At 34.6% G+C, this 22,564-nt stretch carries 24 protein-coding genes and 2 pseudogenes; 4 read left to right on the top strand and 22 right to left on the bottom strand.

Features of this window, described 5'->3' with window-relative positions:
* The 3 genes and pseudogenes from ABX784_RS08265 to ABX784_RS08255 all read left to right on the top strand — a co-directional run.
* Positions 1-564, top strand: a pseudogene (locus ABX784_RS08265) (methylmalonyl Co-A mutase-associated GTPase MeaB); the annotation flags it as partial.
* Positions 565-572: 8 nt separating this feature from the next.
* Positions 573-923: a hypothetical protein gene (locus tag ABX784_RS08260; protein ID WP_372654547.1), complete on the top strand. Its 351-nt coding sequence runs from the start codon at positions 573-575 to the stop codon at positions 921-923.
* Positions 924-933: 10 nt separating this feature from the next.
* Positions 934-1,134 carry a DUF5989 family protein gene (locus tag ABX784_RS08255; RefSeq protein WP_372654546.1) on the top strand — a complete coding sequence of 67 codons (201 nt, stop codon included), beginning with the start codon at positions 934-936 and terminating at the stop codon, positions 1,132-1,134.
* Here the strand turns inward: ABX784_RS08255 and ABX784_RS08250 are convergent.
* The 3 genes and pseudogenes from ABX784_RS08250 to ABX784_RS08240 form a co-directional block, all read right to left on the bottom strand.
* Complete coding sequence (locus ABX784_RS08250; protein WP_372654548.1) at positions 1,131-1,526, bottom strand: SxtJ family membrane protein; 396 nt, start codon at positions 1,524-1,526, stop codon at positions 1,131-1,133. The genes ABX784_RS08255 and ABX784_RS08250 overlap by 4 nt on opposite strands.
* Positions 1,527-1,583: 57 nt before the next feature.
* Positions 1,584-3,359 (bottom strand): annotated as a pseudogene (locus ABX784_RS08245) (carbamoyltransferase); the annotation flags it as partial.
* Positions 3,359-4,600, bottom strand: coding sequence for a radical SAM protein (locus ABX784_RS08240; RefSeq protein ID WP_372654545.1), 1,242 nt, complete (start codon positions 4,598-4,600; stop codon positions 3,359-3,361). The gene ABX784_RS08240 and the pseudogene ABX784_RS08245, both read right to left, overlap by 1 nt.
* Positions 4,601-4,720: 120 nt before the next feature.
* Between ABX784_RS08240 and ABX784_RS08235 the strand changes: the two genes are divergently transcribed.
* Positions 4,721-5,725 (top strand): SGNH/GDSL hydrolase family protein, encoded by a 1,005-nt coding sequence (locus ABX784_RS08235; RefSeq protein WP_372654544.1) that lies wholly within the window; start codon positions 4,721-4,723, stop codon positions 5,723-5,725.
* Here the strand turns inward: ABX784_RS08235 and ABX784_RS08230 are convergent.
* From ABX784_RS08230 to ABX784_RS08140, 19 genes are all read right to left on the bottom strand, one after another.
* Positions 5,712-6,923 carry an aminotransferase class V-fold PLP-dependent enzyme gene (locus ABX784_RS08230; RefSeq protein ID WP_372654543.1) on the bottom strand — a complete coding sequence of 404 codons (1,212 nt, stop codon included), beginning with the start codon at positions 6,921-6,923 and terminating at the stop codon, positions 5,712-5,714. The two genes, ABX784_RS08235 and ABX784_RS08230, sit on opposite strands and share 14 nt — an antisense overlap.
* 346 nt (positions 6,924-7,269) lie before the next feature.
* A complete protein-coding gene (locus tag ABX784_RS08225; protein WP_372654542.1) occupies positions 7,270-8,127 on the bottom strand; it encodes a hypothetical protein in 858 nt (285 codons plus the stop codon).
* A gap of 292 nt (positions 8,128-8,419) precedes the next feature.
* The gene (locus tag ABX784_RS08220) at positions 8,420-8,869 is read right to left on the bottom strand and encodes a hypothetical protein (RefSeq protein WP_372654541.1); all 450 of its coding nucleotides are present in this window, start codon (positions 8,867-8,869) and stop codon (positions 8,420-8,422) included.
* A 19-nt stretch (positions 8,870-8,888) separates the two neighbouring features.
* Positions 8,889-10,541, bottom strand: coding sequence for a hypothetical protein (locus ABX784_RS08215; protein ID WP_372654540.1), 1,653 nt, complete (start codon positions 10,539-10,541; stop codon positions 8,889-8,891).
* Between the two features lie 239 nt (positions 10,542-10,780).
* Entirely contained in the window at positions 10,781-11,401 is a 621-nt protein-coding gene (locus tag ABX784_RS08210; protein WP_372654539.1) for an L-threonylcarbamoyladenylate synthase, read from the bottom strand.
* Positions 11,401-12,378 (bottom strand): protease modulator HflC, encoded by a 978-nt coding sequence (gene hflC, locus ABX784_RS08205; RefSeq protein WP_372654538.1) that lies wholly within the window; start codon positions 12,376-12,378, stop codon positions 11,401-11,403. Before hflC ends, ABX784_RS08210 begins: the two co-directional genes overlap by 1 nt.
* Positions 12,378-13,385 (bottom strand): FtsH protease activity modulator HflK, encoded by a 1,008-nt coding sequence (gene hflK / locus ABX784_RS08200; protein WP_372654537.1) that lies wholly within the window; start codon positions 13,383-13,385, stop codon positions 12,378-12,380. The genes hflC and hflK overlap by 1 nt, the downstream gene beginning before the upstream one ends.
* Before the next feature lie 9 nt (positions 13,386-13,394).
* Positions 13,395-13,907, bottom strand: coding sequence for an acetyl-CoA carboxylase biotin carboxyl carrier protein subunit (locus tag ABX784_RS08195; RefSeq protein WP_372654536.1), 513 nt, complete (start codon positions 13,905-13,907; stop codon positions 13,395-13,397).
* A 2-nt stretch (positions 13,908-13,909) separates the two neighbouring features.
* Positions 13,910-15,358 (bottom strand): acetyl/propionyl/methylcrotonyl-CoA carboxylase subunit alpha, encoded by a 1,449-nt coding sequence (locus ABX784_RS08190; RefSeq protein ID WP_372654535.1) that lies wholly within the window; start codon positions 15,356-15,358, stop codon positions 13,910-13,912.
* Positions 15,355-16,917, bottom strand: a complete 1,563-nt coding sequence (locus tag ABX784_RS08185) for an acyl-CoA carboxylase subunit beta (RefSeq protein WP_372654534.1) — start codon at positions 16,915-16,917, stop codon at positions 15,355-15,357. Before ABX784_RS08185 ends, ABX784_RS08190 begins: the two co-directional genes overlap by 4 nt.
* Before the next feature lie 176 nt (positions 16,918-17,093).
* Entirely contained in the window at positions 17,094-18,665 is a 1,572-nt protein-coding gene (locus ABX784_RS08180; RefSeq protein ID WP_372654533.1) for a sigma-54 interaction domain-containing protein, read from the bottom strand.
* 180 nt (positions 18,666-18,845) lie between these two features.
* Positions 18,846-19,403: a TlpA family protein disulfide reductase gene (locus tag ABX784_RS08175; RefSeq protein WP_372654532.1), complete on the bottom strand. Its 558-nt coding sequence runs from the start codon at positions 19,401-19,403 to the stop codon at positions 18,846-18,848.
* A gap of 74 nt (positions 19,404-19,477) precedes the next feature.
* Positions 19,478-19,834, bottom strand: coding sequence for a 50S ribosomal protein L17 (gene rplQ / locus ABX784_RS08170; protein WP_372654531.1), 357 nt, complete (start codon positions 19,832-19,834; stop codon positions 19,478-19,480).
* Positions 19,835-19,868: 34 nt separating this feature from the next.
* Positions 19,869-20,882 carry a DNA-directed RNA polymerase subunit alpha gene (locus tag ABX784_RS08165; protein WP_372654530.1) on the bottom strand — a complete coding sequence of 338 codons (1,014 nt, stop codon included), beginning with the start codon at positions 20,880-20,882 and terminating at the stop codon, positions 19,869-19,871.
* A gap of 24 nt (positions 20,883-20,906) precedes the next feature.
* On the bottom strand, positions 20,907-21,293 hold the full coding sequence (gene rpsK / locus ABX784_RS08160) for a 30S ribosomal protein S11 (RefSeq protein ID WP_014245793.1): 387 nt from the start codon (positions 21,291-21,293) through the stop codon (positions 20,907-20,909).
* Between the two features lie 17 nt (positions 21,294-21,310).
* Positions 21,311-21,694 carry a 30S ribosomal protein S13 gene (gene rpsM, locus ABX784_RS08155; RefSeq protein ID WP_372654529.1) on the bottom strand — a complete coding sequence of 128 codons (384 nt, stop codon included), beginning with the start codon at positions 21,692-21,694 and terminating at the stop codon, positions 21,311-21,313.
* 21 nt (positions 21,695-21,715) lie between these two features.
* Positions 21,716-21,832, bottom strand: coding sequence for a 50S ribosomal protein L36 (gene rpmJ / locus ABX784_RS08150; RefSeq protein ID WP_372654528.1), 117 nt, complete (start codon positions 21,830-21,832; stop codon positions 21,716-21,718).
* Between the two features lie 26 nt (positions 21,833-21,858).
* Positions 21,859-22,083 (bottom strand): translation initiation factor IF-1, encoded by a 225-nt coding sequence (gene infA / locus ABX784_RS08145; protein ID WP_014245796.1) that lies wholly within the window; start codon positions 22,081-22,083, stop codon positions 21,859-21,861.
* 85 nt (positions 22,084-22,168) lie between these two features.
* Positions 22,169-22,564 (bottom strand): adenylate kinase family protein (locus ABX784_RS08140; protein WP_372654527.1); only part of this gene is annotated, 396 nt, incomplete at its 5' end.

Below are 22,564 nucleotides of genomic sequence, written 5' to 3'. Positions count from 1 at the left end.
CTTCTTTGTGAAGCAGCAGGGTATGATGTTATCCTAATTGAAACTGTAGGAGTAGGACAGTCTGAGTATGAAGTCGCTTCGATGGTCGACTTCTTTCTTGTCCTTATGCTTCCAAATGCAGGCGATGAACTACAAGGAATAAAGAAAGGAATTCTTGAACTAGCAGATTCAATTGTAATTAATAAAGTTGATGGTGAATCTGTAAACTTAGCATCTCAAACAAAGTCCCACTACACAGGGGCACTTCAAATCATCCATCCTACGTCATTCTGGAGACCAGAGGTTCAACTGATCTCATCTCTAGAAAATAAAAACATTGATGGTGTTTGGGATATGATTCAGAGGTACAAAACAGAAGCAGAGGCAAACGGAGAGCTCCAAGAGAAAAGAATTAACCAAAATAAGAACTGGATGCAAAAATTAATTGTAGATCTAATTGATATAAAACTTAAGCAACACCCAAAAGTAAAAGAAAAACTTCCACTACTTGAAAAGAAAGTAACTGATGGAAAAACAACACCATATCTCGCTGCGAATAAAATAATTGAACTTTTTTTAAAATAGGATTTTTAATGAAAACAATTTTACTTACTTCCTTTATTATTTCTAGTATTTTAAATATTTCAGCTCGAGAAGTCAGCTGTGTGGTTAATGACGTCTATGCACCATACTCTGATATTTTTCTAAAAAAAGAAAAAGGTAATAAGTATAGAATGGTTGTCAGTAAAGAAGGTGAAGAGCTCATTGATGAAACTGTAAGCTACTCTTTCTCTAGACGAGGACGTAACACAGTATTTCGCAATAAAGAGACAGAGCTTAAAACCCAAAGACTTGTAATAAACAAAGGTGTTAGAGCACTATTTGTTGTACCACAAATCTCAAAATTATCTTATACTGGTCTATGTAAACTTCATAAAAACTAGGTTTTGAAAGATGAACAAAGATGTCAAAAAGAAGTCACTAAGAGAGAATTTCAGAACAAACAATAAAATGTTAAAAGAAATTTTTCTTCTCATTAAGAAAAATAAGAAGTGGTGGCTCATGCCAATCTTCTTTGTCTTTGCAATTCTTAGCTTATTCTTAACTCTAGCAGGTGGAAGCTCTATTCTTCCTGCAATATATGCATTATTTTAGAAAGGATATTTAAGAGAAGTTGGATCGAACTTCTCATCCTCTGATCTTTTTAGGTAAGAAGTTTCATCATTATCAAACTTCTTACTCATTGGATCTTTACCAATGAGCCTCATAAAAATACCAATAGGACTTATAAGGAAAAAGTAACTTAAAGAAAGTAGTATCTTTGCTTTAATATAAGTCAGTACATTGAAAATAAATTGCCATGGATAGTAAAAATAAATAAGCCCCCTCAAAAATATAAACCTTAACAAAATGGTCACTCCACCTAAAATAAATGGAATAAGAGATATTTTATAGTTCCATCCCCAAGGAAGAATTAATCCAATAACGACAGAAAAAATAAATGTAATCTGATACCCAAAAGTCTTAAGTTCTTCAGAACTTACCACTTTCTTCTCTTTATCAACCTGCCCTAACTCTCCTGTAGAGTATTTTTCAAAACTATCTTTCTTTTGCTCTTCTTTATACAGAATATAGTCCCCTACAACTAAAGTATCCATCTCTGTATTCATAAAGCAGTTAATGGCATTTTCAGGAGTTAACACAATTGGCTCTCCTCTAATATTAAAAGAAGTATTTATTAAGACAGGTATTTTAGTAATTTTATCGAACTCAGAAATCAAGCTTCTAAATTTATCATTAGTATCAGAACTAACAGTCTGAATTCGTGCAGATAAATCGACATGAGTAATCGCTGGTAATTTAGAGTCTACACAAGAGAGCTTCTCAAAAAGGTCACTCGACTCACCAGACTTATAGCTAGCATTTAGAACTTTTGACGTAAAAAGCATATATGGTGACACACCATTAAAATTAAAGAAATCAGAAACTCTCTCCTCAAGTACAGCAGGAGCAAAAGGCCTAAAAGATTCTCTATATTTAATATTTAAATTTAACTTCCTTTGCATATCCTTACTTCTTGGGTCCCCAAGAATAGACCTGTTACCAAGTGCCCTCGGCCCATATTCAGCACGACCTTGAAACCAGCCTACGACCTTTCCTTCACTAATTTCCCTAGCTGTGAGCTCCTCTACATTCTCTACTTTAGAGTACACACAATTCATGCTCGCTAATACTTCTTCAATTTCAGTATTTGAATATGAAGGACCAAGAAGAGAGCCTTTCATTGAATCAAATTCACCTACAATTCTCTCATTTCCCAGATATTGATACCAGCATGATAGAGCAGCTCCAAGACTCCCACCAGAGTCTCCAGCAGCAGGTTGAATCCATATATTTTTAAATATATTTGATTCCTTTAACTTTCCATTTGCAACACAATTAAGTGCGACACCTCCGGCCAAGCATAGAGAATCCAAACCAGTTTCATCTCTAAGGGATTGTGCCAAAAGTAATACAATCTTCTCTGTTGTCTTTTGAATACTTGCAGCTATATCCATATGGAACTGTTCAATTTTCTCAGAGCTCTTACGTACTCTATGATCAAAAAGGTCTGAGAACTTCTCATTAGTCATAACTATGTCTGTAGCAAAAGAGAAGTAGTCCATATTTAAGCGAAATGATCCATCTTTCTTTATATCTATCAATTTGTCTTCGATTAGTTTTGAGTACTTAGGATCTCCATAAGGAGAAAGTCCCATCATCTTGTATTCACCATTATTAACTTCAAATCCTAGATAATATGTAAAGGCTGAATACAAAAGACCTATAGAATGTGGAAACTCAATAGACCACAATTTCTCAACTTCATTCCCATTTCCAATCCATGCACTTGCAGTATCCCACTCTCCAACACCATCAAGACAGAGAATAGCAGACGAGGAGTAAGGACTTGGATAAAATGCCGATGAAGCATGAGAAAGATGATGCTCACAGAAGAGAATACTCTGGCTTCCACTCCATTGAGGATCTATCTCTTCGAGAGACTTTCTTAGCTTTTTTTCTAAAAATATTTTTCCATTAAACCACTCAGGAAGAGAGGCCTTATAAAACTTCCAGCCAAACGGAGCGAAAGAAACATAGGTCTCTAACAAACGCTCAAATTTAGTTAAAGGTTTATCATAAAAAATAAAATGACTAATGTCAGATAGGTCTATATCAAATAACTTCAAGCAATAGGACAACGACTTTGCAGGAAACTCTTTATCATGTTTTAACCTTGAGAACTTTTCTTCTTCTATTGAAAATAAGATTTCTCCATCTTTAATTAGAGTGATAGCACTATCATGATAATAAGCAGATATTCCAATTATATAACTCACTACTTTTCATAAACCTTTTTAAAGAAGAAACTTTTAAAGCTTTGCCAAAATCTATGAATTACTCTTTCTATATACTTCATATCGGGATTATCAATTTTAAGTCTTTCAGAAACAGGAATCATTCTTGTCTCATTAATAAATGATGGGACTCTATTTTTTATATTGCAGCAGTCCTCTTTATTATCCCACAGGTCCTGGTCTTTCCAAAAGTACGACTCACCAAGGCCTAGATAACATGTTGAAAACTCAATTTTATTTCTTTGACATCTCTCTTTTATAATTTCGTAATACTTTCTAATCTCATCACCGGAGTAGGCAAAGCCTTCAACCATCTCCTTCATATCACTAGACATGAACCCCATTAAATCGACTTGAGTTTTCTTATGAATTAGTTCAACAACTTTTTCATCTAAATGAACAAACCCTGTCAAAAGAGACTTACATCCATAGAGAGCGAGTTCATCGATATAGTCAAACTCAAAAAAATTCGTCTTTGCATCTGTACTTAAGTCTCTGGATAAAGTTCCATCTGGGTAGATAGGAAAAAGAGGATTAAGCCTAACCGTACACCATATATTAGCATCCGAAAGCTTCTTAAGGGCCTGAAGTCTTAGCTTTGGAGATGGTGCTCCAGGCTCTATGACCCTAGTAAAATCCTCATTTAAACTAGGCAAGGACATTTGGATTGAAAAGAGATCTGGATCTAAATAATCCATATATCGATCATCTGTTACATAGTGAGATCTTGTTAGAAATACTGTCGGATACTTATAGAAGTTTAATATTTTTATTAATTCTAGTGTAATTCCATATTTCTTATCCATCGCCATAAATGGATCGGACAATGAACCTATCCTGAGAGGAGTTTTCCTCTCTATCACTTCCCTAAGAGGATGAGCATCCTCTGTTTCAAAAATAGTATAAAATAATTCCCAAAACTCAGATATATTAATAGGAAGAGGCATTGGATTATTCCAGCTATTACTTTTAGATAGATCTGACTTTGCCCAGCAATATTCACAATCATGAAAACAACCTTCGGCATAGGAATCTATCTGTAATCCATAATAGCACTCCGAACAATCACTGAGAGCATTCAATAACTTAGGAATTCCACTTGGAGGAGAGCTTTTAAAAAAGCCTTTTTTGAAAAAGAAATCATATATCGAAATATCAAAAGTAGATTTATACTTTGACTTGATTTGTAGTTGATTGAATTTATCTACAATTTCTCTATTCATTATGACCCTAGTTTATAATTTAATAATACAGTATCTTCCCATTTCAAACCATTAATTATCAATCTACTTCCTTGAACCTGCTCAATCTTTGATCCATAATCAATATATAAGGAATTAAAAATGAAAAAATCAGTCTATAAAGATGTCTTGATATCAATAATTATCGCTATTTCAATTATTACACTACTAGAGGGAATTGCTCGCCTATCTTACTCTCTAACAAGATTAGATAAAATAGTGGCAGTACTAGAAGAGAAAAAGGATATTTTTTGGAAGGTAAAGTCTAATCTAAATGTAAATTTCTTCAAAGAAGTTATTCAAACTGATTCGCATGGATTTCGAATAACTGAAAATGAAGAGCTTTGGGATAACACGAAACTCAAAGTTGCTGTAATGGGAGCATCCCCAAGCTTTGGCTGGGGCGTAAAGAACTCAGAAACATACTCCTCTCAGGTATCGATAAACTCAGATCATCAAATCAGTGTTAAAAATTTTTCTCAAATAGGTTATAGCTCATTTCAAGGAACACATCTTATAGAGAGCATTTTAAAGTTTAACCCTACACATGTCTTAATTTCCTACGTGATTAATGACTTAGATTATTATCGTTTTTTTTACTCTGAAAACATACCAGACAAGGAAGTTAAAACATCTAATAGTCTAACCATATTATTAAGAAACTATGTTAAATCTCTCTATCTTCCAAAACAAATATTTCATTTATTAAAATCAAAAAAATCAAACGATATTAAACTAGGTAGAGTCTCAAGGGTTTCTAAGAAAGATTACCTCACTAATATTGATACCCTTGTGAAAAAGATAAAAGAAAATGGCATCATTCCAATTCTCATAAAGTTTCCTGTAAATATAAATTCACAGGATAGCTTAAGCCAAGACATTCAGAAAATACAAAACGCTAAGATAAAAAGGCAAAGTCTTATTTATAATGAGGCCCTAGATCAATACTCAAGGAAAAACAATATTGACCTAATAGACTTCACTGAGGTTGTAAGAACAAGTGATCAATATCTATTCCTAGATCCCGATGGAGATACAATTCATCCAAATAAACTCGGTCACAAGCTATTTGCAGATAAGGTATTAGAGTACTTTAAAAAAATCTAATTATAGGCAATATTACCTCGATAAAATGTCGAACTTCTTCTTCAGTATTATAAGGGCCAAGAGAGACTCTCAAAGATGGTTTTAGCTCTTTTTTATGATACCAAGAGTGACAGCAATGAACTCCACTTCTAACCATTATACGATGAGACTTATCTAAAATTAAAGAAATCTGCCCTAGATCTAACCCTTCAACTAAAAAGTTAACTATTCCGCCTCTTAGTGGTGGGTCTTTGGGTCCAAGAATTGTCACTCTATCTTCCTTCAAAAGAGCTTCAGTAAGAATCGAATTAAGCTTAACGATATGATTGCTTATATTGCTAATGCCTATACTTTTAATATACTCAATGGCCGCTCTTGCCCCAAAAGCTCCAGAGTAATTCTGAAGTCCTGCTTCAAAACGATATGGGATTTCACTAAATGTACAAGATTCATAGGTTGAATCAATGACAGTCTCTCCTCCATACAACATTGGTGTAAGCTGCTCAAGAGCATCTATTTTTCCATACAGAGCACCAATCCCAGACGGACCTAAGCACTTATGAAAGGAAAAGGCTATAAAGTCAGCATTTAACTCTTCAACATTGATAGTAGAAGTTGTCATTGCTTGTGCACAATCAATTAAAACAAGTGCTCCATACTTCTTAGCAATTTCTGTTAACTCTTTTACTGGTAAGCTACTACCAGTGACATTTGAAGTATGATGAAATGATACTAATTTATATTTATTTTCTGAGAGTATTTTTTCAAACTCTTCAAGATTAACACTGTATTGATCATTTATTTCAAAGTGATTTAATAATACACCTTTCTCTTTAACTAAAAACTGCCATGGAAGTAAGTTTGAATTATGTTCCATATCAGAAGTCAGTATCCTGTCGCCAGATTGCCAATTAATTCCCTTAGAGATTATGTTTATGGCCTCTGTTGTATTACGAGTAAAAATGATTTCCTTAGGATTACTGGCTCCTATAAATTCAGATACTACCTTTCTTGCTCCTTCAAACTTCTTAGTAGTCTGCACTCCAAAACTATGAAGAGTTCTATTATGACAAGAAGGATGAAGTTCATAATACTCATTCATTGCCTCAATCACAGAACGGGGCCTTAAGCTTGTGCATGCATTATCAAAGTAGGTAAATTTCTTATTATTTTTAAAGACAGGAAAATCTTCTCTTAATTTACTTATATTTATAGTCATAATGAAGCTACTTGATAAATGGATAGAATTGCAATCAACCAAATGATTAAAAGGAATGTAAGATTAAAATATTTAAATATTAGCCCAGAAAGTCTAGGAGACAATTTGAATACAAAGCTCGATAATTGGCATTTTGATCGGGTGAGGATATTTTTTTGCTTTATTAACTTAAAGTTAGCATTTATTAAAAGTTCTATACTTCTATTTTTTTTAAAAATAATAAGAAATAAAACTTTAATGATAGAGCATATAACAAGTAAAGGAAGCGATAGAGTTAATAGACCTATAAAAGAAATATGATCTTTTTCAAATTCAGCTCCACAGCACTCTAACTCCTGGTCAAACATCATGACTTCCCAATAATCTTCTGTAGTTTTTTATCATCTTTTTCAATTAACTTAACCATACTTGTAATTTTTGATTTATAAAAATCTACTGTTAAGTCTCTATATTCTTCATAAGTGTGTTTTTGTAAAAAATATTTAATAGCGAAGATATTAAAGATTATAAATTGAAAACATCTTGGCTGTCTCTTTCGATCATACTTGGATCCCTTCACATTTGGATTCGGAGCAAGACCTAAGCTAAAAAGTTTTTCTCCTGGAGTAAAAGACTTTCTCTTTTCATCATAGACAAGGGGCTTTTCAATCTCTGGAACAGTTAAATCATTTATAAGCTGAAGGCTAGATTTTTCTATAAATCCCTTTTCTTCTGGTCCATCCATCTCAAAGACAGGGTTGAAGTAAGTTATTCCAAAGTGATAATACATCTTTTTGAGTTCATCAATGACACCTTTCATTTGGGCAGGAAACATGCTCATTGCCTGGTTTGCACCATCTGCAACATACTTAATCCCATGGTCATTACAGTACTTAATTGTACGTACATGCATTGAAAGCTTACAAAGCCCACAAGTTGAGAGGTTAAATAGTCCAAACTTCCTTATATTTGAAAAGTAATTTTCATAAGAGATATGCTTAAAGAGTTTATCTACATTTAATATCTCATGGAGAAATCTTTGCTCTCCATACTTATCTTTAAGTAGTTTTGCTTGAAGGGCTGTATTATCTGTTTCGTGAAAACCAAATCTATTATATGTTACAAGATGAATTTTCTTAAAAGACTTTTCTAATAGTGCAGCAGTCAGCGTAGAATCGGTTCCCCCAGAAAAAAGAATGGCCACACTTTCACCAGAAGGATTCATTTCTTCTCCCCTTCTGTCTTTAGCTCTTTAAGTAGAAAGTTTAGTATTCCAAAGTAGGTATAGTAGATAAACTGGGTAATCCAACCCAGCACTTCACAAAAGAGTACCCTCAAGCGCCACGGCAAAATTAAGGAAATGATACAAATAATGAATCCAATAAAGCGGCTTATCATAAGTACTTATTTTAACATAAGTTATAGTTTAAACCAGAAAATCTAAAGGGAAGTTTTACTAATTACCTGAAATTTAAGAGAGGGTCAGCAATATACTGACCCTTAAAATATAGGACTTCTTATTGGTTTGAAAGAATAAAGACTCTATTTGCCTCTGTTTTAAGCTTTCTAACACTAATTGCATCTCTTTGAATGAACTTTACATTATCAGTTGTAGGGGCCACTCGGTCTGCGATATTTACGTATTGAGGATCAGTAAATCCTCTACTTTCATCTTTACTTAAAGCATGATTATTAGAGTTATGAGTTACTACTAGTACATGACTAGGTCCTCTCCAACCATCATTTTTGTATTGAGAGCTAGGAACTTCGACTACACCACCATCACTATTAAAAGTACCAATCTTCTTGAATACTTTTGCAATATCAAAAGAGTAGGCTCCTTTTCCTGCTACTAGATAAACAGATGCTTTACTTGCAACTACATTTTCAACTCTAAAACTTGCAAACTCTATAGCACTCACACTAATTGACATTAATACTGCTAAACTAATTGCTAAAAACTTCATAAATACCTCTTCCTTTTTATTATAATTCTAAGTAATTGTTGTAAATCATTAAATAACCTTTCTCGTTAATTTCGACTTGCTTCTTTTCTAAAAGAATACCGCCTAAATCAGAAGGTACTGGAATCTCGTCTGCGACTTCCATTCCATTTATATCACTTTGCATTTCTTTTATTTGGTCTCTCACTGAGCTTCTCACCTTTGACTTGAAAAACCTTATGTATTTGCTATCTAAAAAGACTGAGTCTAGATCAATTCCCGAAGCGATCATCTTAATACGCCCTGTTTTTGGATCAATTGGAAACTCTAAATTCATATCAAAATTAATGTGTATTGGATTCTTAACAAATGCTTTCTGCCACCCTGTAACTTTATAGATAATCTCTAAAGAAAGAGTCGCAGGCTTCCCCTCACCCTTTCCTTTAAAGTTTACGACAGGCATTCCAGCAATTCCTATAGATTCTCCATTATCGAGATCCATTTTTTCAAAATAACCTCTTAGTGCAGATAACTGAACCATTCTATTAATAAGTCCCTGATTAAGTGCCACTGTAATATCATAGTCTTCCACACTTGCTGCATCTAAGCTTGGATATTCTAAAGAGGTATATTTTGCAGGAAAAGGAATGACTCCACTAGATGGATCTGTAACATTGGCCCCCAGACCTACATGGAGATTATCTCCTACAAAGTTAAGCTCTTCTAATCCTAGCTTCCATAGAAACTTAGGTACAAACTTTCCTTCTGGAGCACCAGGAGGGTTCATTTGTGTTACTTCAAATAGGCCATCATCTAATACTGCTTCAGCTTTATCAGTAATCATTTGAGGCATTTTCTCTTCTAAAAACTCTTGTAGAGATGATTGAATTTTTTCTAAAATCATTGGCTCTTTTTCTACAACGAGCTTTTCTATTTCATCTAAATTTAGAGAAACCTCATGTCCATTTATTAAGATTTTGATTTCTGGCAATACTAGAGGTGACGTGAAATCTGCATCAAATTTAACGTCATTAATATTAGAAACTGGTCTTGAAACAACTAATTTAAACTTTCCTGTTTCATCTTTACCAAATTTTAAAGGAAGTCCTATTCTTAGCTTGTCACTGCTGTCGACTTGCTCAATTTGTAATCCATCAACTCCTATATCACCTAAGAATGAGTTATTTAAATCTCTTGCATGTACCTTATCAACACTTACCTTAATATCTGTTGTCTCTATCCATGCATAAACGAGAACATCGTAAGGATCTTCTTCTTCAGTTAATTGGGGCTTGTAAAATTCTAAAGATAGCTTCTCCCAATTTGCAGAAAATTCTATCCCCTCAACATCAGCTTGAAACTTATGCTTATCAAAATCTAACCCCGAAAAAAATCTATTTAATTGATTCTTAATAGTAAGAAGAGTTTCTTTAGCTTCAGGGTCTGAGACCATATCTTCTAAAGTTTGTTCTTCCATATTTATCTGTGTACCAGAATATGAGAATTGATCGATACTAAATCCGTTATTTTCAACAATGTCTTTTAAATTATCCTTAAAGTAACCTAGACCATTTTGAGATATATACAAACCTACAGAATGTTTAATATTTTCAGCCCTAACTCCTGAAATATAGAAGAAGCAGCTTATAAATAAGAAGAATGAGAAGAAGAATCTCTTTAATAATTCCAGTAACATAGATTATATCCTTAATAGATTAGTTACCTTATTCTATTGATTTTATGTATTGAAATCCATAAACCTTGTAAAGACTCCTCGGTGTGTATAAATATTGATCATAATAAATGAATTGAAAGCTAAGTTCTATTTTCCAGCACTTAGCATAGATTGATACAGATGATACCAAAAATAGAGAACTAATATTAAGAGAGAGAGCTTTATAGCTATTCTTTTTCGATTCAGAGGTCTCTTACTCATTACCAAGGACCTGATCCCATACGAATGACTTCAACTTCACCCTCTACTCTTAGATCTACAATTGTTGACTCTCCAACAAACTCATATTCTCCAGGGTCAATAATCATATCAAGAGGACCTCTAAAAGCTTCCTCTATTTGGTAACTATAGAATTCTTCCCCTGCGCTTAATCCCAAAATCTCAGGGGTAATATGAGTCGAAAGAAGTACGTCACCATGTACCTTAATTAAGTTTTGAGAAATTAAGTCAGGACAAAATCTCACACCCACTTCTTTATTATTCTTATTGGCCTGGATGGCCCTCGTAATTTTCTTTTTAGCTTCAAAGATGAAAGTGTAGTGACCTGGAATTTTTTTTCGAATCATCTTAAATGCACTATCATGAATAAATGCAATTTCGACGGCCCTAGAAATAGTGTCACAAATTAAACTATAGTGCTTAAGAGGTCCTTCATTTTTTATTCTATAAAGTTTCTCAACCCCTTTTTTATTAAAGGGATCACAAACTATAAGCCAGTTAGTATCTGTAGGGTAGCAAACTAACCCACCACCTCTTAAAATTTCACTGGCCTTTGATAAAACTCTATCATCAGGGCTTTGAGCAACTACATATTCAATCATTATCTACCTTTAAGGTGTTTTAAAAATTCTGAGTCTGATGAAATTATAAAGTTTGTCTTCTCTTTAAGAGATGATTGATACACTTCCATCGACTTTATAAATTCATAGAACTTAGGTCCTTTATTAAAGGCCTTAGCATAAATTGCAGACGCTTTAGCTTCACCTTCACCACGAATTTTTTGTGCTTTTCTATAAGCTTCAGATTGAATTCTTCTTAGATCTCTTTGAAGCCTCCCTTCAATCTTTGCTTTTTCACCAGATCCAATAGATCTAATTTTTTGAGCAATTCTCTGTCTTTCAGAAATCATTCTTTCGTATACTTTCTTCTCAACAGACTCTTCATAAGAAATTCTTCTAAGCTGAACATCGATTAACTCTATTCCAAAAGCACTAAGCTCTCCATCGGCCTTTTCAACTATAAGTTGGCTCAATTGCTCTCTACCAGTAAAAATCTTTTCAATTTCTCCAGTAACACCTTCTTCAACATAGTTTTGACCATTTTTAACTTTTTCAGCAATCTCTGCTTTTTCTTTTTTAATTTTATCAATTATTGCATTTGTATTTCTCACAGCTTCAACAAGGTTGTGAGAAGAGATGATATTTCTTGTTGCTGAGTCTAGAATTGTATCAAGTCTTGCCTTTGCTCCAGACTTATTTCTAACAGTCTGAATAAACTTAAGAGCATCTGTAATTCTATATCTTGCAGTTGTATCAACTTTAATAAATTTCTTATCTTTAGTTGGAATTTGGTTTGGCATTCCATCCCAAGATAAAATTCTCTTATCTACATAACGAACTTCTTGAACAAATGGCTTTTTAAAGTGAAGTCCTGCTTCAGTTTTAGGCTCACCTACAGGCTTACCAAATTCCGTAATTATTGCTTGTCGACCTTCATTTAAAATAAAGAGTGAAGACTTTCCAACTACGATTAAACCAAAAACAACAATAATAAGTGGTGCTATAATTTTATTATTCATTACTTCTCCCCTCCTAATGACTTATTAAAAACAGGAAGTAGTCCTTTAATTTCAGGATCCACGACAGTGATATTTTCAAATTTCTTAAAAATTGTAGACATTGTCTCAAGGTAGATTCTCTTTCTCGTTACTTGAGGGGCTCTCTTATACTCTTTAAAGATTGCAGTAAACTTCTCAGCATCACCCATAGATCTATTGACCTGAGCACTTGCATAACCTTCAGCTTCACTAACAAGTTTTTGTGCCTTACCTCTAGCTTCAGGAATGATTTTATTATATTCCCCTTCAGCTTGATTTATAGACTTTTCCTGTTCTTGTTTTGCTTCATTAACTTCATTGAAAGAAGGTTTAACAACTTCAGGAGGATTAACATCCTGTAACTTAACAGTCACAATGCGAACTCCCATATCATACTTATTTAAAACCTCTTGCATTAGAACTAATGCTCTTGTTTCAATTTCAACTTTCCCAGTAGTAAGAATATCAGTTACAGATCTATCGCCAACAACTCTTCTCATAATGGACTCGGAAACATCTCTAATATTTGTCTCAGGTGAAGATGTCTGAAATAAATACTTAAATGGATCTGCAATTTGAAATTGTACTGCCCACTCAACATCAGCAACATTTAAATCACCAGTAAGCATTAGAGATTCATTTCTGTAATTTCTTGAAGAGTAAGTCGTTCTTCTAGATCTTGTATCTTGAGTTCTAAATCCAAACTCTGCCTGAAGGACACGCTTTGTCTTAACCTTAATAACTTGATCAACTCCCATCGGAACCTTAAAGTGTAACCCAGGAGGAGTTGTAGTAAGATATTTACCAAATCTAATGACTACCGCTTCTTCATCAGGCTCTACAGTATAAAAAGATGTAAAACCTCCAATCGCAATTAGAATGACAACAATCAATGGGCCTAGAAATTTAGCTCCATTTTTGAATTCATTCTTCATACGATCAATATCGTTTATAAAGTCATTTGGATTATTTCCATTATTAAAGGACATCGCCTCTCCTTAATTCGCTTCGATTTCGACCATTAAAACACCTTGTTCTAATGCATCACCTTCTGAAACATGTATTTCTTTTACTGTACCATTTACACCACATTTAATTTCATTTTCCATTTTCATGGCCTCTAAAATAATTAGTGTTTGTCCTGCCTCAACTGTATCTCCAACAGCTGCCATAATCTTAACAATCTTTCCTGGCATTTGAGTAAGAAGTTCACCTTCATTACCACCACTTAAACCAGACGGTTTATAACCTCTATAGACATCAAAGACTCTATTTACATTAAGCATCTTTGACGGAAGGTCTTGTCTTGAAACTTTAACCCAACGCTTATTGTCTTCAGATACAAAGTACTGTCCACAGAGCTGTCTAACGAATATAGTTTTCTTATCAATTAATTCATTATCTTCAATTGTAGAGTAATCAAACTCTACAAGTTCACTTGAATGAACTTTTGTTCTTGTTAAATCAACAATAACTTCATTCTTTTCTTCATCTATAAGATAAGTTCTCATGACTACATCCCCATCCTTCTAGCTTCAACGGCTGCTAACATTTTGTAGAATCTCATATGGTTTAGGCCTGTATTTACTTGCTCATTAGGATTTTCAACTTTTATGAAGTCTGTTGAATATTTACCATCAATAAAGTTTTTATTATCCATAATTACAGATAGTAGAGGTTTATTTGTTTTTAAACCTTCTATGAATAATCCGTTAAGAGCTGCCTTCATCTTTCTAACAGCAACATCTCGAATAATTCCTTTTGAGACTAGCTTTCCAACCATTGGATCAAAGTCAGGAGTTACGTTTAGTCCCTTATATAGACAGTGATCAAAACGAATTCCTTGAGGAAAGTTTGTTTCAAAACCTGTAACAATTCCTGGCGCCGGAAGCATTGTAATAGGATCTTCAGCACAAATTCGACACTCTATAGCGTGACCAGATCTTTTTATAAAATCTTGCCCTGGGAAACCTAAGTCATCACCAAGTGCAGATTGAATCATACAAACGATTAAGTCTATGCCTGTAATCTCTTCTGTTATTGGATGCTCAACCTGGATTCGAGTATTCATTTCTAAAAAGTAAAAGCTCTTATCTTCACCCATAATAAACTCTACAGTACCTGCAGAGTCATAATTAACGGCCTTAGCAAGCTTAACAGCAGTGTTACAAACATCTTGCCTTAAGTCTTCATCCTCTCCAATAAATGGAGATGGTGCTTCTTCTATAATTTTCTGGTGACGTCTTTGAATAGAGCATTCTCTCTCAAAGAAGTGATAAACATTACCTCTTTTGTCTGCAAGAATTTGAACTTCAATATGTCTTGGATTAACAATTAGTTTTTCAACTAAAAGGTCACCATTATTAAAGGCCGCAAGAGACTCTCTCCCAACAGCTTCAAAGTTTGCACGAACTTCTTCTTCATTTGCGCAAGCTCTCATGCCTCTACCACCACCACCGGCAACGGCTTTAAGTAAAACTGGATATCCAATTTTTCCAGAAACTTCTACCGCTTCATCAACAGATGTAACAGCTTTATCTGTTCCTGGAACAGTTGGTACACCTATTTTATTTGCAAGTTGCTTAGATGTTGCCTTATCACCCATGACCTTAATACACTCTACATTTGGTCCAATAAAAGTAATACCTTCATCTTCCATACGTTTAGCAAAGTCAGCGTTTTCGGATAAAAACCCATAACCTGGGTGAACTGCATCTACATTATTGTCTTTAATTACTTTAACTAAGTTTTCAACATTTAAATAAGTTTCAGCATTAGTACTCCCTTCAAGGTGTACCCACTCATCACAAAACTGAAGGTGTGTTGCATGAACTTCATTATCTGTCCAAATCCCAATTGCAGTATGGCCAAGCTCTCTACAAGCTTTTGCTATACGAGAGGCAATCTCCCCTCGGTTAGTAATTAAAATTCTTCTACTCTTATTTTCTGGTTGTCTGATCATAATTGAATATTCCCGTGTTTTCTTTTTGGGTTTTCAACAACTTTATTTTTCAATACTACAAGATACTCATAAACTCTTGCTCTTGTTTCTTCAGGAAGAATCACTGAGTCTACATAACCTCTTTCTGCTGCTCTATATGGATTCGCAAAACGGTCTTCATAATTTTTAACTAGCTCTGCTTTCTTTTCGTCGTAAGCTTTACCTTCTAGTCCTTTAAGTTCATTTCTAAAAATGATATTAACAGCGCCTTCAGCACCCATTACAGCAATTTCTCCTGTAGGGTATGCAAGGTTTACATCAGATCTAATATGCTTTGATGCCATTACATCATAAGCACCACCATAGGCCTTACGAGTGATAAGTGTAATCATCGGAACTGTTGCGTCTGCGTATGCATAAAGTAGCTTAGAACCATGCTTAATAATTCCACCGTACTCTTGAACTGTTCCTGGTAAGAATCCTGGAACGTCTACTAAAGTTAAGATTGGAATATCAAATGAATCACAGAAGCGAATAAATCTTGCGGCCTTACAAGAAGAGTCAATATCTAAAACTCCTGCAAGGATCTGCGGTTGATTAGCAACAATACCAATTTTAATTCCACCGATAGAAGCAAAACCAACTATAATATTTTTTGCCCAACCTTTATGCACCTCTAAAAAGTGAGAGTCATCTACAATATCAAGAATGATTTCATTCATGTCATATGGCTTCTTAGGGTTAGCTGGAACCAACTCTTTAAGCTTAGTATTATCTCTATTAACAGGGTCAGCAGTATATTTCGGAGACGGTTTCGTATAACAAGCTGCCGGAAGATACGAAAGTAACTCTCTTACTCTTTCAAAGCACTCATCTTCATCTTTACTATTGAATTGAGCAACTCCTGAAGTTTCATTGTGAGTTGTAGCCCCACCAAGCTCTTCTTTTGTTACTTCTTCATGAGTCACAGTTTTAATAACATCTGGTCCAGTTACGAACATATAAGATGTCTTATCAACCATAAATATAAAGTCTGTGATTGCTGGAGAATATACTGCTCCACCAGCGCATGGACCCATTATTAATGATATTTGAGGAATGACTCCTGAGCATTTTACATTTCTATAAAATATTTCTGCATAACCACCAAGAGCATCAACACCCTCTTGAATTCTTGCTCCACCAGAATCATTCATCCCTATAATTGGAATTCTATTGGCAAGAGCGAAGTCCATAATCTTGCAAATTTTCTTTGCATGATACTCTCCAAGAGCTCCACCCCAACAAGTAAAATCTTGTGAGTATAGAGCTACTTTTTGACCATTAATTTCCGCTATTCCTGTTACAACTCCGTCTCCAAGATATTCAGTTTTTTCCATTCCAAATTCTTTACAACGATGAGTAACAAATTTATCGAACTCGATAAAAGTTCCAGGATCGATTAATCTCTCGATTCTTTCGCGTGCAGTATATTTTCCTTGTGAGTGTTGCTTTTCTACTCTTGCAGCCCCACCACCAAGATCTGATTGTGTTCTTTTTTCTAGCAATAGAGAACGTTTTTGTTCTAAAACGGTATCCATAAATCCTCCTAAAAATTGAGGCCACATCATACAGTTTTGAACAGAAAAGTACTATCTTATCGCGTCATTTAACTCAATACAGCAATCGTAGAATTATCAGGGATAATTCACCATGCTTAAAACAAAAAAGGCCTCCATTTCTGGAGGCCCATATTTTTTAACTTTTAAATTATTATTTATTCGCCAGCAGCTTTCTTTCTCTTATCAAGATCATACTTATCAACCTTCATAATTAAAGATGCTCTAGAAACACCAAGCTCTTTTGAAAGCTTTGATTTATTATAGTTACATCTCTTGAGACCCTCTTTAATCATCATTGCTTCTAGTTCTTCTAATGCCTCTTTTAATGACCCATTAGTATTTATACCTCTAGCAACAGCAATTGGTTTATCTCCAGACTCTAAGATTCTTGGGCTCAATAGATCAGGCGTAATCATCTTATCATCACCTGCTAGAACAACTAATCTCTCTATTTCATTTTCCAGCTCTCTAACGTTACCTGGCCAGTGATAATCTAATAATACTTCCATACACTTCTTTGAAAATTGCTTCATTGGTGTTCCAGACTCATCACATCTCTTTTTCAAAAAGTGATCCATCAGGATTGGAATATCTTCAGACCTTTCTTTCAACGCCGGCAAGTTCACATTAATTACGTTTATTCTATAATATAAATCTTCTCTAAACTCACCACTTGCCATCATTGCTTTTAAGTCTTTATTCGTTGCTGCAAGAATACGCACATCAGTCTTTTTAGGACCTTGGGCCCCTACTGGTAGATATGTTCCTTCCTGCAGTACCCTTAGAAGCTTTACTTGCATACTAAGTGATGTATCTCCAATTTCATCTAGAAAAAGTGTTCCACCATTAGCGACTTCAAACAATCCTGCTTTATCCTTGATTGCTCCTGTAAATGAGCCTTTCATGTGACCAAATAGTTCAGAATCTAATAGATTGTCGTTAAATGCAGAACAGTTAAGCGCTACAAATTGCTTTTCTTTTCTTGGTGAGTAAAAGTGAATCGCCTTTGCCACAAGCTCTTTACCCGTACCATTTTGTCCTTGGATTAAGACTGATGATTCTGATGAAGATATTTTTTCAAGCAGTCTATAGATCTGCTGCATCCCTTTCGATTTACCAATCATCATATGATATCTATACTTATCTCCAAGCTCAGAGTTAAGCTCTTTAATTCTTGTCTCTCTCTTAGAAATCTCTGAATGAAATGTTTTTATTTCATCGGCCACTAACTCTACTAGCTCTTGAAGGTATTCAACCTCTCTAGGAAATAGCCTTCTAAGGCCATCAACTGCTGCACTTGCATCTGCTTCATTAGCACCTTCAGAGATCATATGTTTCTTAATTTCTTCAACTTCTTCTTCTGTGATTGAGTTAGATACAAAAGGATAAGCAAACACACTCCCTAGAACTTCTCCTCCAATCTCAACTTTAGCCCCTACACCTTTAACGTGCTTAAAGAAAGTATCAAAAGACCTTGCTTTATCATCCTCTCCCTCTAGTGCATCTGTCACCTTCTCTACATCTTGTCCCATGTAGTTATAGCCATGATTCATTTGCATCTGAACTTTAAAGAAGTGATTCTTAAATTCATAACCTTTATCAACATGTCCGCTTCTAATCTTATAGTGCATATCAGAGTAAATCTGCTCTACTCCAAACCACTTACTTAGTATCTCTTCTAACTTCGAGATTACATGCAGATCGCTAATTTCTTGCCAGTTAATCATTTCTAAACTCCATTTCACCTTTATGTGAACAATTACTTCACGAAGAAGTATTTACTGTCTAACATTTCGGCAATAGAAATTTATTCTTTAGATTTTTTTGTAGATAAAATTGACAACGAAAAAGACATAAACAACTGTTTTTCCGTAAGAATGTATACTTTTTAATAGTGGACAATAATACTATTGTCCAAAGATTAGTCTTTTAACCCTAGGAGCAAATGCTTCTAACCCCCAAGACTGAGGACCAATAAACTTCTTTAAGTTTTTAAAGTTCTTATCAAAGAGATAAGTCTCTGGCACCTTCACTGTACCAAATAGATTCATACTCTCACCTGACTTATCGTGAGATACAATCACATTCTTTGGAAGCTCACCAAATCTCTTTAGAAACTTTTTCATTTTTGTATCTTCATCATTTACTGAGAGTAATAAGAATAGAACATTGTCATTTTCAAATTTTTTAGCAAATTTTAAAAATTCAGGAAATTCAGCCTCACAAGGAGCACACCAAGTTCCCCAAAAGTGAACAAAGAAAGCGCTAGAGTCACCAAATGACTCTTTAGAGATTTCTTCTTTAGTGTAAAAATTTGTGAGCTTAAAGTCTGGAAGGACTTTTAACACTGGAGCATCTTCAGCAACGTTCATCATTTCTGTGAATTGCTTTTTTTCAAAAAGTGAGTACGCAAGCGTAGCGCCCAAAACTAATGAAATAATCAACACTTTAGAACTTAATGACATAATAACTCCAGAAACAAAAAAACCTTCGATATAAATACCGAAGGTTTTTCATTAAATACTTTTTTAGACAGAAATTAGTCTACTAGTGCAATGTATGCCATTGGAGCGTTGTCACCAACTCTACCATCAGTCATTTTCATGATTCTAGTATAACCACCATTTCTTTCTTTAAACTTAGGAGCTACATCAGTAAATAACTTCTGAACAGCTGCCTTATTGTTTAATTTTTTGAAAGCTAATCTTCTATTTGCAACAGTATCTTCTTTTGCAATAGTAATTAGCTTTTCAACGTATGGTCTAATTGCTCTACACTTAGTGATAGTTGTCTTAATTTTCCCATGATCAATAACTTCGATCGCAAGGTTTTTCATAAGAGAAACTCTATGTGCTGGACCATTTCCAATTCTATATTTATGTCTTTGATGTCTCATTTCTATAACTCCAACTGAGCCCTCAGCTTAAAACTTATTCACCGTCTTGAAGATCTTTCATAATTGAATCAACCTTCATTCCAAGTCCAAGTCCCATGTTACTGAGAATTTCTTTAATTTCATTTAACGATTTACGACCAAAATTCTTAGTTCTTAACATTTCACCCTCTGTCTTAGAAACTAACTCATAAATATATTTGATGTTAGCATTCTGTAAACAGTTAGCAGAACGTACCGAAAGCTCTAACTCAGAAACAGGCTTTAATAAAGCGCTATTTGCAGGACTAGAAGCTTGTGCAGGTGCTTTTTCAAGTCTTACAACTTCTTCTTCATCTTCGAAGTTTAAGAATACTGCAAGTTGATCTCTAAGGATCTTTGCAGAGAAAGCAACAGCGTCTTGTGGTTGTATCCCAGCATTTGTCCAAACTTCAAGAGTAAGTTTGTCAAAGTCAGTTCTCTTACCAACACGAGAGTTTGTAACTGTGAAGTTTACTCTGTGAACAGGAGAGAAAAGAGTATCAACGTAGATCCAACCAACAGGAAGATCATACTCTTCTTTATTTTCTAATGCTGTAACATAACCTTTCCCTCTAGCTACCTTAAGTTCAATCTTAATTGAACCACCTGAGGAAATATTACATATTACATGACCTGGGTTAAGTACTTCAAGACTTGAACTTTCTGAAATATCTCCAGCAGTTACAGGTCCTTCACCACTCTTCTCAAGAGTAAGAACAGTATCTTCTTTACCTTTTAACTTAAAAAATACTTCTTTAAGGTTAAGGATAATTTCAGAAACTTCTTCTTTTACGTTATTGATTGTACCGAACTCATGCTCAACACCCTCAACACGAATAGCAACAATTCCCGCACCCTGAAGTGAAGAAAGAAGTGCTCTTCTAAGAGAATTACCAAGTGTTTGTCCATACCCTCTTTCTAGAGGCTTGGCTACAAACTTTCCATAGTTCGCTTTCATACTCTCATTGTCTGCTTCAAGAGAAACAGGTCTGATCATATTCGTCCAATTTTTTGCTACAAAATTATCCACGGATAATCTCCTTAATTATTACGATTAAACTCTTCTTCTTTTTGGTGCACGACATCCATTATGAGGAATTGGTGACTTATCTGCAACAGATGTGATTCTCAAACCAACACCTATTAGAGCTCTAATCGCATTTTCTCTACCTGCACCAGGTCCCTTAACTCTTACGTCTACAGAACTTAATCCGTGCTCCATTGCTTTCTTTGCAGCGTCTGCAGAAGCAACCTGAGCCGCGAATGGCGTAGATTTTTTAGATCCACGGAAACCAAGTTGCCCAGCTGACGCCCATGCAATTGCTCCACCGTTTGGATCAGTAAAAGTAACTATTGTATTATTGAAAGAACATTGAATATGACAGATGCCATGTGGAATATTCTTTTTGACTTTTTTCTTTCCAGCAGTCTTTTTAACCATTTTTTACTCCAACCCTATTACTTCATTGACTTAATAGACTTCTTACCAGCGATTGCTTTTGCAGGACCTTTTCTCGTTCTTGCATTAGTACTAGTTCTCTGTCCTCTTACAGGTAAACTTCTTCTGTGACGAATTCCTCTGTAACAACCAAGATCTTTCAATCTCTTAATGTTCAGACCAATCATACGTCTAAGATCACCCTCTACCGTATACTCACCCTCTAAAAGTAAACGAATATTATTCGCTTCTTCTTCAGTTAAGTCATTAGAGTTTTTGTTTAGTTCAATTCCCGCTTTAGTGAGTACTTCTTGAGCTACTTTAGGACCAACACCATAGATTGATCTTAAAGCAACAGTAATCACCTTATTACGAGGAATATCAACACCAAGTATTCTTGCCATAGCTACACTCCCCTAAGGTTTTTAACCTTGTCTTTGTTTATGTTTAGGGTTTGCTTTACAAACAACCCTTAATACACCTTTTCTTTTTACAACTTTACAGTCTTTACACATTACTTTAACTGACGCTCTAACCTTCATAACATCCTCTTTATCAGTAAGTTGACCTACCGGCCCTTACTTCTGTATGTGATTCTTCCTTTCGAAAGATCATATTTACTAATCTCAACAAGCACTTTATCCCCTGGTAGGATCTTGATAAAGTGCATTCTCATTTTTCCACTAATATGTGCTATCACACTGTGTCCATTTGGTAATTTTACCTTGAACTTAGTGTTAGGCAGAAGTTCTACTACTTCACCTTCAATCTCTAAGACTTCTGTATTTGCCATTAAGCGAAAACTCCACTGATCCCTGCCTTATATCTAAAGCGGACCCATTATGCAACTTATATTGATAAAAATATATACTTAAATATTATTTACTTACAGCACTCTCAACAAGGCCATACACTTCTTCTGCTGACTTTGATGCGTCTATATTTATTAGCACACCCTTGGACTCATAATAATCTAGGATTGGCGCTATTGTATTCTTAAAAACTTCTAATCTGTTTCTTACTGTCTCAGCGTTATCATCTTTACGGTGAACTAGTTCTTCGTTAGAGATATCGCATCTTCCTTCATTCTTAGGAGGTTTTGATAGTAAGTTGTAAATTTCCCCACTTTTCGGAGCTATTCTTCTATTAGAAATTCTTTCAACTAAAACTTCTAAATCCATGTTGAAATAAATTGCTTTTGATTTATTTCCCTTAAGGACTTCTTTTTCTAATAATTCTGCTTGCTCTATATTTCTTGGAAAACCATCAAATAT

This window comes from Halobacteriovorax sp., from assembly GCF_041587335.1.
In the GTDB taxonomy this organism is placed as follows: Bacteria; Bdellovibrionota; Bacteriovoracia; order Bacteriovoracales; family Bacteriovoracaceae; genus Halobacteriovorax.
The sequence above is the reverse complement of the archived record's forward strand: the minus strand, read 5'-3'. Positions and strand labels throughout refer to the sequence as shown.

What these genes read in the sequence shown, in the direction of transcription:
- ABX784_RS08220 (WP_372654541.1), bottom strand. Translation starts at nt 8,869, where the DNA reads ATGAAGTTTTTAGCAATTAGTTTAGCAGTATTAATGTCAATTAGTGTG.
- ABX784_RS08195 (WP_372654536.1), bottom strand. Translation starts at nt 13,907, where the DNA reads ATGAGAACTTATCTTATAGATGAAGAAAAGAATGAAGTTATTGTTGAT.
- rpsK (WP_014245793.1), bottom strand. Translation starts at nt 21,293, where the DNA reads ATGGTTAAAAAGACTGCTGGAAAGAAAAAAGTCAAAAAGAATATTCCA.
- ABX784_RS08215 (WP_372654540.1), bottom strand. Translation starts at nt 10,541, where the DNA reads ATGTTACTGGAATTATTAAAGAGATTCTTCTTCTCATTCTTCTTATTT.
- rpmJ (WP_372654528.1), bottom strand. Translation starts at nt 21,832, where the DNA reads ATGAAGGTTAGAGCGTCAGTTAAAGTAATGTGTAAAGACTGTAAAGTT.
- ABX784_RS08255 (WP_372654546.1), top strand. Translation starts at nt 934, where the DNA reads ATGAACAAAGATGTCAAAAAGAAGTCACTAAGAGAGAATTTCAGAACA.
- ABX784_RS08175 (WP_372654532.1), bottom strand. Translation starts at nt 19,403, where the DNA reads ATGTCATTAAGTTCTAAAGTGTTGATTATTTCATTAGTTTTGGGCGCT.
- ABX784_RS08210 (WP_372654539.1), bottom strand. Translation starts at nt 11,401, where the DNA reads ATGATTGAATATGTAGTTGCTCAAAGCCCTGATGATAGAGTTTTATCA.
- infA (WP_014245796.1), bottom strand. Translation starts at nt 22,083, where the DNA reads ATGGCAAATACAGAAGTCTTAGAGATTGAAGGTGAAGTAGTAGAACTT.
- rplQ (WP_372654531.1), bottom strand. Translation starts at nt 19,834, where the DNA reads ATGAGACATCAAAGACATAAATATAGAATTGGAAATGGTCCAGCACAT.
- hflK (WP_372654537.1), bottom strand. Translation starts at nt 13,385, where the DNA reads ATGTCCTTTAATAATGGAAATAATCCAAATGACTTTATAAACGATATT.
- ABX784_RS08185 (WP_372654534.1), bottom strand. Translation starts at nt 16,917, where the DNA reads ATGGATACCGTTTTAGAACAAAAACGTTCTCTATTGCTAGAAAAAAGA.
- hflC (WP_372654538.1), bottom strand. Translation starts at nt 12,378, where the DNA reads ATGAATAATAAAATTATAGCACCACTTATTATTGTTGTTTTTGGTTTA.
- ABX784_RS08235 (WP_372654544.1), top strand. Translation starts at nt 4,721, where the DNA reads ATGAAAAAATCAGTCTATAAAGATGTCTTGATATCAATAATTATCGCT.
- ABX784_RS08180 (WP_372654533.1), bottom strand. Translation starts at nt 18,665, where the DNA reads ATGATTAACTGGCAAGAAATTAGCGATCTGCATGTAATCTCGAAGTTA.
- ABX784_RS08190 (WP_372654535.1), bottom strand. Translation starts at nt 15,358, where the DNA reads ATGATCAGACAACCAGAAAATAAGAGTAGAAGAATTTTAATTACTAAC.
- ABX784_RS08225 (WP_372654542.1), bottom strand. Translation starts at nt 8,127, where the DNA reads ATGAATCCTTCTGGTGAAAGTGTGGCCATTCTTTTTTCTGGGGGAACC.
- ABX784_RS08230 (WP_372654543.1), bottom strand. Translation starts at nt 6,923, where the DNA reads ATGACTATAAATATAAGTAAATTAAGAGAAGATTTTCCTGTCTTTAAA.
- ABX784_RS08260 (WP_372654547.1), top strand. Translation starts at nt 573, where the DNA reads ATGAAAACAATTTTACTTACTTCCTTTATTATTTCTAGTATTTTAAAT.
- ABX784_RS08240 (WP_372654545.1), bottom strand. Translation starts at nt 4,600, where the DNA reads ATGAATAGAGAAATTGTAGATAAATTCAATCAACTACAAATCAAGTCA.
- rpsM (WP_372654529.1), bottom strand. Translation starts at nt 21,694, where the DNA reads ATGGCAAGAATACTTGGTGTTGATATTCCTCGTAATAAGGTGATTACT.